Source organism: Sphingomonas fucosidasi (genome assembly GCF_036663855.1).
Classification (GTDB): Bacteria; Pseudomonadota; Alphaproteobacteria; order Sphingomonadales; family Sphingomonadaceae; genus Sphingomonas; species Sphingomonas faeni_B.
This window is the reverse complement of the sequence record NZ_JAXOJR010000002.1, coordinates 375013-390885: the sequence shown is the minus strand read 5'-3', so window position 1 is coordinate 390885 and position 15873 is coordinate 375013. Positions and strand designations below refer to the sequence as shown.

13 protein-coding genes, 1 tRNA gene and 2 riboswitches are annotated in these 15873 nt (G+C 65.6%); of the genes, 9 read left to right on the top strand and 5 right to left on the bottom strand.

What is annotated here, in order from left to right; all coding sequences use genetic code 11:
* Position 1 precedes the first annotated feature (1 nt).
* The gene (ispH, locus tag U1737_RS05310) at positions 2-958 is read right to left on the bottom strand and encodes a 4-hydroxy-3-methylbut-2-enyl diphosphate reductase (protein ID WP_332795885.1); all 957 of its coding nucleotides are present in this window, start codon (positions 956-958) and stop codon (positions 2-4) included.
* A 122-nt stretch (positions 959-1080) separates the two neighbouring features.
* Here ispH and U1737_RS05305 point away from each other — a divergent pair, with 122 nt between their 5' ends.
* The 6 genes from U1737_RS05305 to U1737_RS05280 all read left to right on the top strand — a co-directional run bounded on the left by U1737_RS05305 (position 1081) and on the right by U1737_RS05280 (position 7707).
* Positions 1081-1719: a hypothetical protein gene (locus U1737_RS05305; protein WP_332795884.1), complete on the top strand. Its 639-nt coding sequence runs from the start codon at positions 1081-1083 to the stop codon at positions 1717-1719.
* A 302-nt stretch (positions 1720-2021) separates the two neighbouring features.
* Positions 2022-2139, top strand: a riboswitch (glycine riboswitch).
* Between the two features lies 1 nt (position 2140).
* Positions 2141-2248, top strand: a riboswitch (glycine riboswitch).
* A 47-nt stretch (positions 2249-2295) separates the two neighbouring features.
* A complete protein-coding gene (gene gcvT / locus U1737_RS05300) occupies positions 2296-3543 on the top strand; it encodes a glycine cleavage system aminomethyltransferase GcvT (RefSeq protein ID WP_332795883.1) in 1248 nt (415 codons plus the stop codon).
* 1 nt (position 3544) lies between these two features.
* Positions 3545-3916, top strand: coding sequence for a glycine cleavage system protein GcvH (gcvH, locus tag U1737_RS05295; protein ID WP_107962690.1), 372 nt, complete (start codon positions 3545-3547; stop codon positions 3914-3916).
* Positions 3917-4050: 134 nt separating this feature from the next.
* On the top strand, positions 4051-5409 hold the full coding sequence (gcvPA, locus tag U1737_RS05290) for an aminomethyl-transferring glycine dehydrogenase subunit GcvPA (RefSeq protein WP_332795882.1): 1359 nt from the start codon (positions 4051-4053) through the stop codon (positions 5407-5409).
* Positions 5406-7043: an aminomethyl-transferring glycine dehydrogenase subunit GcvPB gene (gcvPB, locus tag U1737_RS05285; protein ID WP_332795881.1), complete on the top strand. Its 1638-nt coding sequence runs from the start codon at positions 5406-5408 to the stop codon at positions 7041-7043. Before gcvPA ends, gcvPB begins: the two co-directional genes overlap by 4 nt.
* Positions 7044-7194: 151 nt before the next feature.
* Positions 7195-7707 (top strand): CcdC protein domain-containing protein, encoded by a 513-nt coding sequence (locus tag U1737_RS05280; protein ID WP_332795880.1) that lies wholly within the window; start codon positions 7195-7197, stop codon positions 7705-7707.
* Between the two features lie 153 nt (positions 7708-7860).
* On the opposite strand, the gene U1737_RS05275 is transcribed toward U1737_RS05280, so the two are convergent.
* Positions 7861-8757 carry a DMT family transporter gene (locus U1737_RS05275; protein ID WP_248522210.1) on the bottom strand — a complete coding sequence of 299 codons (897 nt, stop codon included), beginning with the start codon at positions 8755-8757 and terminating at the stop codon, positions 7861-7863.
* 244 nt (positions 8758-9001) lie between these two features.
* Between U1737_RS05275 and U1737_RS05270 the strand changes: the two genes are divergently transcribed.
* Positions 9002-10537: an aminoacyl--tRNA ligase-related protein gene (locus U1737_RS05270; protein ID WP_248522208.1), complete on the top strand. Its 1536-nt coding sequence runs from the start codon at positions 9002-9004 to the stop codon at positions 10535-10537.
* Between the two features lie 218 nt (positions 10538-10755).
* Here the strand turns inward: U1737_RS05270 and U1737_RS05265 are convergent, their stop codons facing one another.
* The gene (locus U1737_RS05265; protein ID WP_248522206.1) at positions 10756-11826 is read right to left on the bottom strand and encodes a PA0069 family radical SAM protein; all 1071 of its coding nucleotides are present in this window, start codon (positions 11824-11826) and stop codon (positions 10756-10758) included.
* A 175-nt stretch (positions 11827-12001) separates the two neighbouring features.
* Between U1737_RS05265 and U1737_RS05260 the strand changes: the two genes are divergently transcribed.
* The gene (locus U1737_RS05260; RefSeq protein ID WP_248522203.1) at positions 12002-12199 is read left to right on the top strand and encodes a hypothetical protein; all 198 of its coding nucleotides are present in this window, start codon (positions 12002-12004) and stop codon (positions 12197-12199) included.
* Positions 12200-12344: 145 nt separating this feature from the next.
* Here the strand turns inward: U1737_RS05260 and U1737_RS05255 are convergent, their stop codons facing one another.
* Positions 12345-13736: a carboxylesterase/lipase family protein gene (locus tag U1737_RS05255; protein WP_332795879.1), complete on the bottom strand. Its 1392-nt coding sequence runs from the start codon at positions 13734-13736 to the stop codon at positions 12345-12347.
* A 364-nt stretch (positions 13737-14100) separates the two neighbouring features.
* A tRNA-Ala gene (locus U1737_RS05250) sits at positions 14101-14176 on the bottom strand.
* Positions 14177-14479: 303 nt separating this feature from the next.
* Here U1737_RS05250 and U1737_RS05245 point away from each other — a divergent pair.
* The gene (locus U1737_RS05245) at positions 14480-15733 is read left to right on the top strand and encodes a DUF2171 domain-containing protein (protein ID WP_332795878.1); all 1254 of its coding nucleotides are present in this window, start codon (positions 14480-14482) and stop codon (positions 15731-15733) included.
* Positions 15734-15873 lie beyond the last annotated feature (140 nt).

Sequence of the window (15873 nt, the reverse complement as noted above, 5' to 3'; positions counted from 1 at the left end):
GCTAGGCGGCCGCCTCCAGCCCGCGGGGCAGCTTGAACGCGATCGTCTCGCGGTTCGTCTCGACCTCGCGCTCGGTGACGCTGAAGCGCTCGGACAGCCGATCGACCAGTTCGCGTACCAGCAGCTCCGGCGCGGACGCGCCCGCGGTGATCCCCAGCGTGCCGATACCCGAGAGGAAGTCCCAGTCGAGTTCGCTCGCGCGCTGGATCAGCATCGCCGGCGTCCCCTCCCGCTGGGCGACTTCGACCAGACGGACCGAGTTGGACGAGTTCGGCGCACCGATCACCAGCATCGCGTCGCAGCTATGCGCGATCGCCTTCACCGCCGTCTGGCGGTTCGAGGTGGCGTAGCAGATATCCTCGCCGCGCGGCGGCAGCATCTCCGGGAAGCGGCGCTGCAGCGTCGCCACGACCGCGGCGGTATCGTCGACCGACAGCGTGGTCTGCGTCAGGAAGGCGAGGTTCGACGGATCGGCAGGCGCGAACACCTCGGCGTCCTCGACCGTCTCGATCAGCGACATCGCGCCTTCGGGCACCTGTCCGAACGTGCCGATCACCTCGGGATGCCCGGCATGGCCGATGAACACGATATGGCGGCCCTGCGCGACCAGCCGTTCGGCCTGGCGGTGCACCTTCGATACCAGAGGGCAGGTCGCGTCGAGATATTCCAGCCCGCGATTCTGTGCGTCGAGTGGTACCGACTTCGGCACGCCATGCGCGGAGAATACGACCGGCGCACCGTCGGGCACCTCGTCGAGTTCCTCAACGAAGATCGCGCCCTGCGCCTTCAGCGTGTCGACGACGAACTTGTTGTGGACGATCTCGTGACGGACATAGACCGGCGCGCCATGCTTCTCGATCGCCAGTTCGACGATCCGGATGGCGCGGTCCACGCCGGCGCAAAAGCCTCGGGGTGCTGCGATCAACAGTTCGAGCGGCGGCTTGTCGGTTGGGCTCATGATGCGCCAGCCTCTACGCGATTGCTTGCCTGGACGATAGCCGGTTCCTATGGTGCGCCGCGACAGGGGCCGCTTGCGACACGCGGTGGCCCTTTCGCTCGTTCGAGAAGGTAAGCGTCGCCGTGAAAGCCCCTATCCTAGCCGTTTCGGCGTGTGCGATCCTCCTGGCCGGGTGCGCCGGCAAGGGCGAAGTCGATGCGACCGGCGGCATTTCCGCGGTCCGTTCGGTTTGCCCGCCCGTGGCGATCCCCGCTGCGACCGGCGACATCACGCTGTTCAATCCCGCCACCAGCCGCGACCAGTCGGCGATCGACGTCGCCGCGCTGATGACCAATGTCCGCTCGACCTGCGCCGATGCGACCGACCAGGTCGTCACCAGCATCACCTTCGATATCCGCGCCCGCCGCACCCGGACCGAGGGTGCCCGCGACGTGACCCTGCCTTACTTCGTCACGATGGTCCGCGGCGGCACTGCCGTCGTCGCCAAGCGTATCGGCCGCGTCGCGCTGCATTTCGACGCCGGCCAGGCACTCGCCTCGACCTCGGCGACCGCTTCCGCAACGGTTGCGCGCTCGGCGGCAACGCTACCCGACGACGTCCGTGAGAAGCTGACCCGCAAGCGCAAGGCCGGCGACCAAGACGCCGCCGTCGATCCGCTGAGCACCCCGGAAGTCCGCCAGGCCGTCCTCCGCGCCAGCTTCGAGGCACTGGTCGGCTTCCAGCTCACCGACGACCAGCTCAAGTACAACGCCACCCGCTAAGCCATTGTCCCTCTACCCGGCGGGGAGAGGGAAGGGGCCCGCCGCTCTTGCGGTGGGAAGGGAGGGGGGAGTGGTGCTCAAGACACCGGCCCCTGCCCGTCCGTCATGCCGGGCTCGTTCCGGTATCCACGGTTCCGCAAAATCGAGAAAACTCAGGGCGCGGAACGGTGGACCCCGGAACAAGCCCGGGGTGACGGAGAGAGTATCTGCCCCGTCTAAATCTTCCCCCGCCCCGAAACCCTCGATTGACTAAGATTGTGCGCCGCGTCACAACTCGCGGCGTCGATGTCGGGCAACCGGCATGGCACCGCGCGGGAGAGCGTTTCTGGTCCTTTCAGGGCTGGCCCTTGACTGGGCACGGAACCGCCGAAGGAGCAACCACCCCGGAATCTCTCAGGCACCAGAGACCGCGCGGGGCTGATCGACACTCTGGAAAGCGTCCTGGCGTTCGCGCCGAGGGCCACCGAAGGGGTAAGCGCTGGACTTTGTTCGCGCGAAAGCTCTCAGGTCCCGTGACAGAGGGGGTTCGGATCGCAGCACCACCGGGTGCCGCGCGCCCCTTCGACGGAGACCAGCATGAGCGATCCCACTTTGCGTGATTACGCCAGCATCATCGATCAGGCCGACGATTACGTCGAGCCCGAGATCCTGCTACTGCCGCTCGACGCGTGGCACCGGGCGCAGGGCGCGCGGATGGTCGAGTTCGCCGGCTACGAGATGCCGATCCAGTATGACGGCATCATGGCCGAGCACGCCTGGACGCGCGACTCGGCGGGGCTCTTCGATGTCAGCCACATGGGCCAGCTCGTCTTCTCCGGCGAAGGCGTCGCGCACGCCCTCGAAACCGTCCTGCCAGGCGACATCGCCGGCTTGGGCGAGGGCAAGATGCGCTACTCGCTGCTGCTCGCGCAGGACGGCGGCATCCTCGACGACCTGATGGCCACGCGCCTGCCCGACGACCAGCCGTCGCCGTTCTCGGCGCAGGACGTCGAGCCCGAGGCGTACGACCCGCTCCATCCGTCGCCGACCGCAAGCGGGAGCTTCTACGTCGTCGTCAACGGCGCCACCAAGTACGACGACATCAGCTACCTGATCGAGCACCTGCCCGACGACGTCACGATCAACATCCTCGAAGACCAGGCATTGCTCGCGGTGCAAGGACCCAAGGCGGTCGAGGCGGTCGCGCGGATCGTCCCCGGCGTCGACGGCCTCGTGTTCATGACCGCCGGCGCGTTCCACTGGAACGATGTGCCGCTGTGGATCAGCCGCTCTGGCTACACCGGCGAGGACGGCGTCGAGATCTCGCTTCCCGCCGAGCACGCCGTAGCCTTCGCCGACGCATTGCTCGTGCTCCCCGAGATCAAGCCGATCGGCCTCGGCGCACGCGACTCGCTGCGTCTCGAAGCCGGCCTGCCGCTCTACGGCCACGACCTCGATCCCGAGATTACGCCGGTGATGGCCGACCTCGGCTTCGCGCTGTCGAAGCGTCGCCGCGAAGCCGCCGACTTCCCCGGTGCCGAGCGTATCCTCACCCAGCGCGAGCACGGTCCCGCCAACAAGCGCGTCGGCCTGATCGTCGAGGGTCGCCAGCCCGCCCGCGAAGGTGCCGAAGTGATCGACCACACCGGCGCGACGATCGGCCGCCTCACCAGCGGTGGCTTCGCGCCGACGCTCGGGAAGCCGATCGCGATGGCCTATGTGCCGCTCGCGCTCGCCGCCCCCGGCACCCGCATCGAGATCGCGCAACGCGGCAAGGTCCACACCGCTACCGTCACCGCGATGCCCTTCATTCCCCACCGCTACGTCCGCGCAGGAGCCAAGTGATATGAGCCGTTACTTCACGCAGGATCACGAATGGGTCGATGTCGATGGTGACGTCGGCACCGTCGGCATCTCCGAATACGCGCAGAGCCAGCTCGGCGACGTCGTGTTCGTCGACGTCCCCGAAGCCGGCAAGACGCTGAGTAAGGGCGACGAAGCCGCGGTCGTCGAGTCGGTCAAGGCCGCGTCCGACGTGTACTCCCCGGTCTCGGGCACTGTCACCGAGGGCAACGCGGCTTTGACCGACGATTCCAGCCTGGTGAACTCGGACGCCGAAGCGGCCGGCTGGTTCTTCAAGCTGACGCTCAGCGACCCGAGCGAACTCGACAGCCTGATGGACGAAGCCGCCTACGCAGCCTTCGTCGAGAAACTCTGATCTCACTCACTCTGACGTAATCCGTCATCCCAGCGAAAGCTGGGACCTCCCACCGCGGGGCCGACACCAGCGTCTCCCCCGCGGTATGAGACCCCAGCTTTCGCTGGGGTGACGGTCTTTTTGGAAAGACCGCCATGCGCTACCTTCCCCTGACCCAGCCCGACCGCGAGGCGATGCTCGCCGTCATCGGCGCCTCGACCATCGACGACCTCTTCGTCGACGTCCCCGAAGCCGCCCGCCTCGACGGGCCCGTCCGTGACCTGCCGATGCACGCCTCCGAAATGGCGGTCGAACGCCACATGTCGGCGCTCGCCAAGAAGAACCTCACCGCGGGCGAAGCGCCGTTCTTCCTCGGTTGCGGCGCGTACAAGCATCACGTTCCCGCGTCGGTCGACCACCTGATCCAGCGCGGCGAGTTCCTGACCGCCTACACGCCGTACCAGCCGGAAATCGCGCAGGGCACGCTGCAGATGTTGTTCGAGTTCCAGACGCAGGTCGCGCGGATGCTCGGCACCGACGTCGCCAACGCCTCGATGTACGACGGCTCGACCGCATGCTGGGAAGCGATCGTGATGGCACGTCGCATCACCAAGCGTGGCAAGGCGATCCTGTCCTCGGGCCTCCACCCGCATTACGTCTCGGTATCGAAGACGATGGCCAAGTTCACCGGCGACGTGCTCGACACGACCGCGCCCGAACTGGTCGCCGACATGGACCTCGACCAGCTGATCGCGAAGATCGACGACGATACGTCGTGCGTCGTTGTCCAGTACCCCGACATCCTCGGCCGCATCGCCGACCTGCGCCCGCTTGCAGACGCATGCCACGCGAAGAAGGCGCTGCTGATCGCGGTCGTCACCGAGCCGGTCGCGCTCGGTGCGATCGCGTCGCCCGGCGAGATGGACGCGGACATCGTCGTCGGCGAAGGCCAGTCGCTCGGCGTCGGTCTCCAGTTCGGCGGGCCCTATGTCGGCCTGTTCGGTTGCAAGGATAAATACGTCCGCCAGATGCCCGGGCGTCTCTGCGGCGAGACCGTCGACGCCGATGGCCGCCGCGGTTTCGTCCTCACGCTGTCGACCCGCGAGCAGCACATCCGCCGCGAGAAGGCGACGTCAAACATCTGCACCAACTCCGGCCTCTGCGCGCTGGCCTTCTCGATCCACATGACGCTGCTCGGCGAAGCGGGCCTGCGCCAGCTGGCGGAGATCAACCACGCAGGCGCGGTCTCGGCAGCGGAACGCCTGTCGCAGATCCCCGGCGTCGAACTCGTCAACGACAGCTTCTTCAACGAGTTCACGCTGAAGCTGCCCGTCGAAGCCCGCCCCGTCGTCCGCACGCTGGCCGATCGCGGCATCCTCGCCGGCGTATCGCTCGGGCGTTTGTACCCCGGCCAGGACGATCTCGCGAACGGCCTCGTCGTCGCCGTGACGGAAACGACTACCGCGGAGGACGTCGAAACGCTTGCGTCCGCTTTGCAGGAGATACTGGCATGAGCATCAACCAGAGCGGCTGGCGCCCGACCTCGCCCGAGGCGAACACGGGGAACGTCCCAGCATCGGTAACCGGCAACAAGGCCCTGATGCTGGAAGAAGCGCTGATCTTCGAGATCGGCGACTCGCACACGACTGGCGTAGATTTCGACACCTTCGGTTCTCCTGCGAACGCAGGAGCCCAGGGTACCAAGGACGCCGCTCGTAACCCTGGATTCCTGCTTTCGCAGGAAAACAAGCTGGGCGGGTTGCTCCGCACCGCACCGATCGGCCTCCCCGGTCTCTCCGAGCCCGAAACAGTCCGCCACTACACCCGCCTCTCGCGCCAGAATTACGGCATCGACCTCGGCTTCTTCCCGCTCGGCAGTTGCACGATGAAGCACAACCCGCGCCTCAACGAGAAGATGGCGCGGCTCCCCGGGTTCTCCGACGTCCACCCGCTCCAGCCGGTCGACACCGTCCAGGGCGCGCTCGAAGTCATCCACCAGCTCGCGCACTGGCTCGTCACGCTCACCGGCATGACCTCGGTCGCGATGAGCCCCAAGGCCGGCGCGCACGGCGAGCTTTGCGGCATCCTCGCGATCCGCGCCGCACTCGAAGCCAAGGGCGAAGGCGCGCGGAAGATCATCCTCGTCCCCGAGAGCGCGCACGGCACCAACCCCGCCACCGCAGCCTTCGCCGGCTATAGCGTCGAGGACATCCCCGCCACCGCCGAAGGCCGCGTCGACACCGCCGCGCTGAAGGCCCGGCTCGGCCCCGACGTCGCGGGCGTGATGATCACCAACCCCAACACGTGCGGCCTGTTCGAGCGCGACATGCGCGAGATTTCCGACGCGGTGCACGCTGCCGGCGGCTTCGTCTATTGCGACGGCGCGAACTTCAACGCGATCGTCGGTCGCGTTCGGCCGGGCGATCTCGGCATCGACGCGATGCACATCAACCTGCACAAGACTTTCTCGACCCCGCACGGCGGCGGCGGCCCAGGCTCGGGTCCGGTGGTGTTCTCGGCAGCGCTAACCCCGTACGCGCCGTTGCCGTTCGTCGAGAAGCAGGGCGACCAATTCGTCTTGATCGAGGAAGAAAACGCCGACGAGCACCACGCCGGCAGCTTCGGCCGCATGGTCGCGTTCCACGGCCAGATGGGCATGTTCACGCGCGCGCTGACCTACATCCTCAGCCACGGCGCGGACGGCCTGCGCCAGGTGTCCGAGGACGCGGTGCTCAACGCGAACTACATCCTGCGCTCACTGGATGACACGCTCGACGCACCGTTCGGCCCCTCGGGTCCGTGCATGCACGAGGCGCTGTTCTCGGATTCCGGCCTCGCTGCCGGCTTCTCGACGATCGACATCGCGAAGGGCCTGATCGACGAGGGCTTCCACCCGATGACGATGTATTTCCCGCTCGTCGTCCACGGCGCGATGCTGGTCGAGCCGACCGAGACCGAATCGAAGGCGGCCCTCGACCAGTTCATCGCCGCACTCCGCTCGGTCGCCGAACGCGCGAAAGCCGGCGACCCAAGCCTAAAGACCGCGCCGCATTTCGCCCCCCGCGCACGCCTCGACGAGACGCTCGCGGCGCGGAAACCGGTGCTGGTCTGGAAGGACCCGGCCCCGCTGGCGCAAGCGGCGGAGTAAATCGCGGCTCCGTTCTCCTGCGAACGCAGGAGCCCAGGGTTACGAGCGCCGCCGCCCGTAACCCTGGATTCCTGCGTCCGCAGGAAAACGGATTGCCCAGGGCACCGCAACCGATCTAGCCTCCGCCCCAACAGGGTGGGGGCTCGGAACAATGCAGGCGCAAGACGCACAAGGCTGGATCAGCTACGCGGTCACGGCGGTCATCATCGGTATCGTCTTCGCGATCCGCTGGCGTCGCATGAGCGTGGTGAAGCCGCTGAAACTCGAACGCCTCTGGATATTCCCCGCGGTCTACGCCGCAGCCGCGCTCTACATGTTCACGATGTACCCGCCACACGGCCTCGCCTGGCTGTTCTGCGCGCTCGCCCTCGTGATGGGCGCCGCGCTCGGCTGGCAGCGCGGCAAGATGATGCGGATCACGATCGACCCCGACACCCACGCGCTCAACACGACCTCATCGCCCGCCGCGGTCCTGTTCTTCGTCGCGATCATCGCCGTCCGCACCGGAGCGCGCGCCGTCATCGGCGACGGCCACGCGCTGCACCTCGATACGTTTGCGATCACCGACATGCTGGTTGCGCTGGCTCTTGGCCTGTTCACAACGCAGCGCATCGAAATGTACCTGCGCGCGAAGCGGATGCTGGAGACGGCACGAGTCCGCTAGCCCGCCGCTACCCTACGATCCTCCCCCGCCAGGGGGAGGTGGCTGGCACTTGCCAGACGGAGGGGGAGGAAAGGGCGACCTCTGTTGCGTATCCTCCCCCTCCGTCACCTTCGGCGACACCTCCCCCTGGCGGGGGAGGATTAAGGGGTGGCATTAAGCGATCGCGCGATCCGTCTCTTCCCGCCGCCGGACATGCTCGCGCCAGACAATATACAACCCGCTCGACACGATCACCGGCGCTCCGACCCAGGTCGCCTCCGCCGGCAACGTGTCGAACACCAGCCACCCCAGCAACGTCGCCCAGAGCAAACTCGAATAATCCATCGGCACCACCACCGACACCGGCCCGAGCCGCAACGACGTCGTCATCGCGATCTGCGCCAGCCCGCCGAATATGCCGACGCTCGCCAGGCACACCCAGGCGACGAGATCATGCGCCTGCGCCGCCTGCGCATAGAACAGCGACAACGGGATCAACGACAGCGCCGAGAACCAGAACACCGTCGTCAGCGCGCTTTCGGTCTTGCCGATCTGCCGCAACAGGATCGACACGCTCGCGGTCCCGAACGCCCCCGCCAGCGCACATCCCGCACCCCATAACGGAAAGTGATCGCCGCTCCCCGGTTGCGCCACGATCAGCACGCCCGCGAACCCGGCCGCGACGGCACCCCAGCGATGCCACCCGGTCGGCTCGCGCAGCACCAGCGCGCCGAGAATCGTCGCGAAGATCGGCACCGTGAACCCGATCGTCGTCGCCTCGGCGAGCGGCAATGCGACGATCCCGTTGAACGTAAACGCCATCGCCGACAGCCCGACGATCGCGCGCACGACATGCGCCGGCAACCGCTTCGTCGCCACCGAAGGCAGGCTCGGACCGGCGGCGATCACCCCCGACACCAGCAAACACGCCCCGAACTGCCGAAAGAACAGGATCTCCGACACGCTCGCGCCGTACCGCTCGGCCAGCTTGATCGCGGTATTCATCAGCGCGAAGATCACGACCGACAGCAACCGCATGCCGATGGCGGGAAGGATGCGGTCGGTGGGCATGCCTAGTCCCTAGCGAGGGGAGGGCGGGCATCCCACCCCAAACGTTGGTCGAACGCTAGTCATCCCGACACCAACACCCGTCATCCTGACGAAAGTCAGGACCCAGGATACCATCCACACCGCCCGTGGCTCTGGGTCCTGACTTTCGTCAGGATGACGGAGGGCGTCAGTATGATGGGCGGCGACGGAGTGGACGCCGCAACTCACACGTGACGAACCCCCGCGCACCCGCTATCCGCACCCCATGATAAAGCGCGCACTCCCCGTCACCCGCGAGGCGGATTTTTCCGCCTGGTACCAGGCCGTCATCTCCGAGGCCGATCTCGCCGAGGAATCCGGCGTCCGCGGCTGCATGGTCATCCGCCCCTGGGGCTATGGCATCTGGGAGCGGATCCAGCGCCTGCTCGACGACCGGATCAAGGCGACCGGCCACGAAAACTGCTATTTCCCGCTCTTCATCCCGCTCTCGTACTTCGAGAAGGAGGCCGAGCACGTCGACGGGTTCGCCAAGGAAATGGCCGTGGTCACGCACCACCGCCTCAAGGCCGACGGCTATGGCCGCCTGATCCCCGATCCCGACGCCAAGCTCGAGGAGCCGCTGGTTGTCCGCCCGACCTCCGAAATGGTCATCGGCGCAGCGTTCGCGCGCTGGGTCCAGTCGTGGCGTGACCTGCCCGTGCTGATCAACCAGTGGGCCAACGTCGTCCGCTGGGAAATGCGCACCCGCATGTTCTTGCGCACTAGCGAGTTCCTCTGGCAGGAAGGCCATACCGCGCACGCCACGCCGCAGGAAGCGCGCGACGAGACGCTCAAGATGCTCGAAGTCTATCGCGACTTCGCGGAAGAGTGCTTGGGCGTCCACGTGATCGCCGGCGAGAAGCCCGAAAACGAGCGCTTCCCCGGCGCGGTCGCGACCTATTCGATCGAGGCGATGATGCAGGACGGCAAGGCGCTGCAAGCCGGCACCTCGCATTTCCTCGGCACCAATTTCGCCTCGGCGCAGAACATCCGCTTCCAGAATGCGGGCGGAGAGTTCGAGCTGTGCAACACCACCAGCTGGGGCGTGTCGACGCGGATGATCGGCGCGGTCATCATGGTCCACGGCGACGACGACGGGCTGCGCGTGCCGCCGATGATCGCGCCGTGGCAGGTCGTGATCGTCCCCATGCTGCGCGACGTGCCCGAGGACGCGGCGATCGTCGACTATTGCAAGTCGCTCCAGGCCGAACTGGCCAAGCAGTCCGCGCTGGGCGAACCGGTCCGCGCGCTGCTCGACCTCAAGCCCGCCAAGGCCGCGACCAAGCGCTGGGGCTGGGTCAAGAAGGGTGCACCGATCGTGATCGAGGTCGGCGGCCGCGACGTGGCCGGCGGCAACGTCACGGTGATCCGCCGCGATCGCCTCTACCGCGAGGACGGCAAGCTGGACAGCAATGCGGTCGCGCGCGACACGTTCGTGAGCGAAGTCTCGGGCATGCTGCACGACGTGCAGGCGACGCTCCACGTCGAATCGATGAACCGCGTGAAGGGCAACATCGTCCCCGCGAACGACTTCGCCGCGGTCGAGGCGCATTTCGCGGACGGCGTGAAGAACCCCGGCTGGGTCGACGTGCGCTGGTCCAAGCCGACCGGCCCCGCGCTCGACAAGGTCGTGGAGCGGTTGAAGGCGTTCAAGCTCACGATCCGCAACGCACCGATGGGCCAGACCGGCTGCGACGACGGCGCGTGCATCTTCACCGGCGAACCCGCGGTCGAACGCGTACTGATCGGGCGGGCGTACTGATTACCTTCGTCATCCTGGACTAGATCCAGGATGACGGAAGCTGGCAATAGTTCAGGCCATTGCCGCTTTTACCCCTTCTTGAAAGGGAAGGGGTGACTTGCTCGGCCACGCCGGTTCGGATGTGGGGAAGCCGACTTACCCCCAACCCCGCCGTTCCAGGGAGAGGGAGAATAGGTCGATCCGCTTTTGTCCGCCGACGGACTGAGACTTACCGACCCTCAAAACAACTCGCCCTGAGGCCCGCGCGGCGCACGGAACAGGTCGTTTCGCAGCGCGATCCGCTCCTGATTTAGCCCATGTTTCGCGCACGCGATCCGGAACCGCGTTCCCAGCAGATCCGCCCACGGCCCTTGCCCCTTCATCCGCGTGAAGAAGTTCGGATCGTTGTCACGTCCGCCACGCAGCGACGCGATCGTCGCCATCACCTTGCCCGCGCGCTCAGGAAAATGGTCGTCGAGCCATGCGCGAAACAGCGGTGCGACTTCATGCGGCAATCGCACCGGAATGAAAAACGCGCGGCTCGCCCCGGCCTCGGCCGCGCGCGCGATCAGATGTTCGATCTCATGGTCGGTGATCGCCGGGATCACCGGCGCGATCGACACGTAGACGGGCACGCCCGCATCAGCGAGCTTGCGCACCGCTGCAAGCCGCCGTTCGGGATGCGGCGCACGCGGCTCGACGGTCGATGCGATCCTGGGATCGAGCGACGTGATCGACATCGCCACCGCCGCCAGTCCCTTCGCCGCCATCGGTGCGAGCAGGTCGAGATCGCGCACCACCCGGTCCGACTTGGTGGTGATCGTCAGCGGATGATCCGTCTCGCTGAGCACCTCGATGATCCCGCGCGTGATCCGCCAGTCGGTCTCGATCGGCTGGTACGGATCGGTGTTAGTCCCCAATGCCATTGGCGCGACCGCATAGCCCGGCTTCGACAATTCCGCGCGCAGCAGCGCTGCGGCGGAAGGCTTCGCGAACAGCTTGCTCTCGAAATCCAGCCCCGGCGACAGGTCGTGAAACGCATGGCCTGGCCGCGCGAAACAATAGATGCAGCCATGCTCGCACCCCCGGTACGGATTGATCGAGCGGTCGAACGGCACGTCGGGCGATGCGTTGCGGCTGATGATCGTCCGCGGGGTTTCGACCGTCACCGTCGTCCGCAGCTTCGGCGCGATTCCGTCGATGCCCTCGCGCATGTCGAGCCAGTCGCCGTCCGCCTCGGTCTGCGGCAGGTTAAACCGCTTGCTCTCGTCGTTGCGCGTCGCCCCGCGGATTGGTCGGGCATGTTTCATAGCAGCAGCGTATAGCGAAAAACGGAACATATAAAGAACGAAAATCTTCGAGCACAAGAAATGCTAGATTAGTCGGGTTGATCTGCATCTGCCTGAGTTTGCTAGACTTTTGTAAAGTGTCACACCGTGAAAATCAGTGCTCGCGGCTTGTCGCGATACCGCGTAGGGCGATGTGATGACGGGACAGATCACCACGGTGGAACGTGCATTCGAACTCGCTCGCTCGGGCGAATGCGAGTCGGTCAATGCGCTTCGGCAACGACTGCGCCGCGAAGGGTATGACGCCGTCCATCTTCATTTGCACGGTGCGTCGATCAATCGGCAACTCGTCGAATTGATCCACGCCGCGCGTGGCGGCTCCGCGCTGGCATAGCGCCGGGCGTCATGCGCGCAGCGACACCATCCCCGCGCGGTACGACTCGCTCGGCCGCAACCTCGCAGTGGGCGCGACCGTCCGGTTCTAGGACGCCACGCCAATCCCGATCCTCCCCTTTGCAGAGGGGAGGATCGTTCCGGCGTCAGCGGTCATCGACCAACGTCGCGCCGCCGCGCGTATCGAGGTCGAGCATCTTCGGTTCGTCCGCAAGCGTCGCCGGCCATTCCGGCAGACCCGGACCGTTCGGATTGGCGTGCTTGACGAAATTGACCAGATAGCTGCTCGCTGTTCGCGCCGCCGCCCGGTCGGTCGCGCTCGTTTGCGGGCCGTATTTGATCGCTGCGGTGTCGAATAAGAACGGGATATCCGTCGCGTGCGACGCGCCTGCGGTCTTATCCGACCGAACCGACGTCGCCACGTACGAGAACCGATAATAATAGGTCGGCACGCCCTTCGTGGCGAGCAACGCCGCGGTGTTGCGTGCACCCGCGATCATATACCCTTGCGGACCGCCGATATCGTCACTGGTCGCGCCGATCATAACCGGCACCTTCGCGAATTGCCCTGCGGTATAGGCTGCGACTGGGTCGACCGCGATTTTGCCGTCGATCACCGGCCCGCTATAGGTTCTTGGCCCCGATCCCGGCGTGAACATCGCCGCCAGGCTCAGGCCGTCGGTAACCTGTTCCGCCGAAAGCCGACGCAGCTTGGTCAAAGCGTCCGGATCGCCCGGCGCGATCCCCTTTGCTTGCGCGAATGCCACCCCGATCGTCTCGGCCGTCGCGACCGTGCCGGCGGGGCCGGTTCCGGGTCCGCCCGATTGCACCACGGCCTTCTGGAACGTGCCGCGCGCCATCGGCGATGTGAGCAACGTATGAACGGACATACCGCCCGCGCTTTCGCCGATGATCGTCACATTGGCCGGATCGCCCCCGAATGCCGCGATATTCTTCTGCACCCATTTAAGCGCGGCCAGCTGGTCCATATAGCCATAGTTGCCGAGCAGCCCGTGATCGGGGTTCTGCGTCGTCAATTGCGGATGCGCGAAGGTTCCGAACCGTCCGAGGCGGTAATTGAAGCTCACCACCATGATCCCCGCCTTGGCGAGGTTGCTACCGGAATAGGTGGGTGGCGACGATCCGCCATTCACGAAGCCGCCGCCGTAGATCCAGACCATCACCGGCAATTTCGCCTTGGCATCGGCGGGTTTCCACACATTGGCATAGAGGCAATCCTCGGCCGGCGGCGTGCCAAGCGGCGCGGCATCGCTCGGGAAAGGCTGCTGCATGCAGTCGTTGGCATAGCGGCTCGCATCTCGCTCGCCGGTCCAGGCTGCGACAGGTTGCGGTGCCCGCCAGCGCAGCGGACCGACCGGCGGCGCCGCGAACGGGATCCCCTTGAAGGCAATGACCCCGTCGGATTCTGTGCCCCGCAATTTGCCGGCTTCGATCTTTACGGCGGTTTCCACGGGTCCGGCTTGCGCTAGCGCCGGACTGGCCAGCAGCCCGGCCGTAATGATGATGGTCAAGCGCATGACAGGGTCCTTGAAGCTGGTCGAAGCGAGATGTCAGCGTAAGCGCGCGCGCATGTCGATGCCAGCCCGTCAGTTGCGGTAGTGCGAGACGGCGGGATGAAGTTGATCCGCCACTCGGTTGCCGACCTGACACCATCGAGCCTGCCGCAAGAGGCATGGGGTGAGGTGGAAATCCATCTCGGCCACCGCAAGTTCGGATCGATCTCGGACCTCTACGCGCCGTTCCGCCCCGACTATCTGCGGCGCGGCTTGGGGGTGATCGAGCGGCTCGTGGGGGACATCGATAAAGCGTCCCCGGTAGCTATTACCGCCCCGACGTTCCGGGCAGTTGGAAGGAAAATGTTTAGTTGTCATCGTGTTGCGCTGGTGGAGCCGAAGGGAATCGAACCCTTGACCTCTGCAGTGCGATTGCAGCGCTCTCCCATCTGAGCTACGGCCCCGCGCGGCTGGCCATAGGCCATGATTGCGCATTTAGCGGGTCGGTTTGGGCGATGCAACTGGCGGAACTGGCTTGGCCGGCCGGTTTTTTGGATTGCCGGGCGGGAGTTTTTTCCTTGGTGGATCTCAGGCTCCATCTCGGTCCGACCGTCGTCGCAGCGTTGCGTCGTCTCGCCGTCAAGGTACGGCAAATACAGGAACAATCCACCAGTTTGGCGTTTGTAGTCATCGGAATGTACGGCTCCGCGATCGACTAAATCGATCGACGAGGCCGGCAGCCGCAGGACAGCAATTAGGAGGCTCCTATGGTCTACGAGCGCACTACCCGGGATCGTCAATCGGGTGATTATTACGGTCGGCCGAACTCGCAGGATTTTGGCCGCGATTTCCGTTCCGACGGGGGCGATTACGGTCGGTCTAGCGCGCGCGATTACGCAGCGGTCGGTGAATTCGATCGCGACAATCACGGGGGCGACAATCGAGGGCGCGACGATCAGGGTAGCCATGCTCAATACGGTCGCGACTATTATGGTGGCCATAACGATCGCCAGCAGCCGTCGGGCGGGGATCGCTATAATCAGTCGCGCTATGGACAGGGTTCGGGCCAGTCTTACGGTCAGCAGGACTATTGTCGACCGGGCTCGAAGCAGCAGCGTTATGACCGACAGGACTATGGCCAGCGTGGTCAGGGTTCGAGCGGTACCGAGTATCACGGTAGCTACGCGTCGGACGGTCGCCGGTTCGAGGATGTAGGGCGCAACCGTCATGCCGACGACGACAACCGTAATGCGCCGCGCGGCGACGATCGTGGCTATGGCCGCCAGCCGCAGGGTTACGACTATGACGATCGCGGCTTTATCGCCCGCGCCGGTGACGAAGTACGCTCGTGGTTCGGAGATGACGAGGCGGAGCGCCGCCGCGAGGCCGATGCGCGCTACGACGAGCACTCCTATGGCAACTCGGACAACCGCTCGTTCGGCAACCGCTCGTCGAACCCGCACGACGATCATTATCATAGCTGGCGCAGCACGCAGATCGCGGCGCTCGACCGCGACTATGACGAGTATCGCAACGAAAACCGTTCGAAGTTCGAGAACGAGTTTTCGTCGTGGCGCACCGAGCGTCAGGGCCAGCGTAGCTCGCTGTCGCAGGTCGCCGAGCATATGGAGGTCGTCGGTTCCGACGGTAGCCATGTCGGTACGGTCGATAAGGTGAAGGGCGACCGGATCCTGCTGACCAAGAACGACCGCGATGCGGGCGGCGTGCATCACTCGATCCCGTCGCGCTGGATCAAGACCGTCGACGGCAAGGTGACGCTGTCGAAGTCGGCCGACGAAGCCAAGGCGGCGTGGAAAGAGGAAGAGCGCAACTCGGCGATGTTCGACTATGGCGACCGCACCGGCGGCGACAAGAAGGGCGCCGGTACGACTGGCTATGGCTCGACCACCCAAACTGGTAGCACGACGGGCGCGGCATCGACCACTGGTTCGACGGCCCCAGGTTCGACGACCGGCACGACGTCGGACTCGCTCGGCAAGTCGGGTCCGACCACGTACTAAGCGTCTAAAAGCATTGGCCGGCGTCGCTGATGCCGGCCAGCAACGAGCCCGGGCGGAAACGTCCGGGCTTTTTTGCGGGTTGCGCTGCGGGTATGTTCCGCCATACCGATAACACGAATATTCTAGACAGGAGCAAGTTT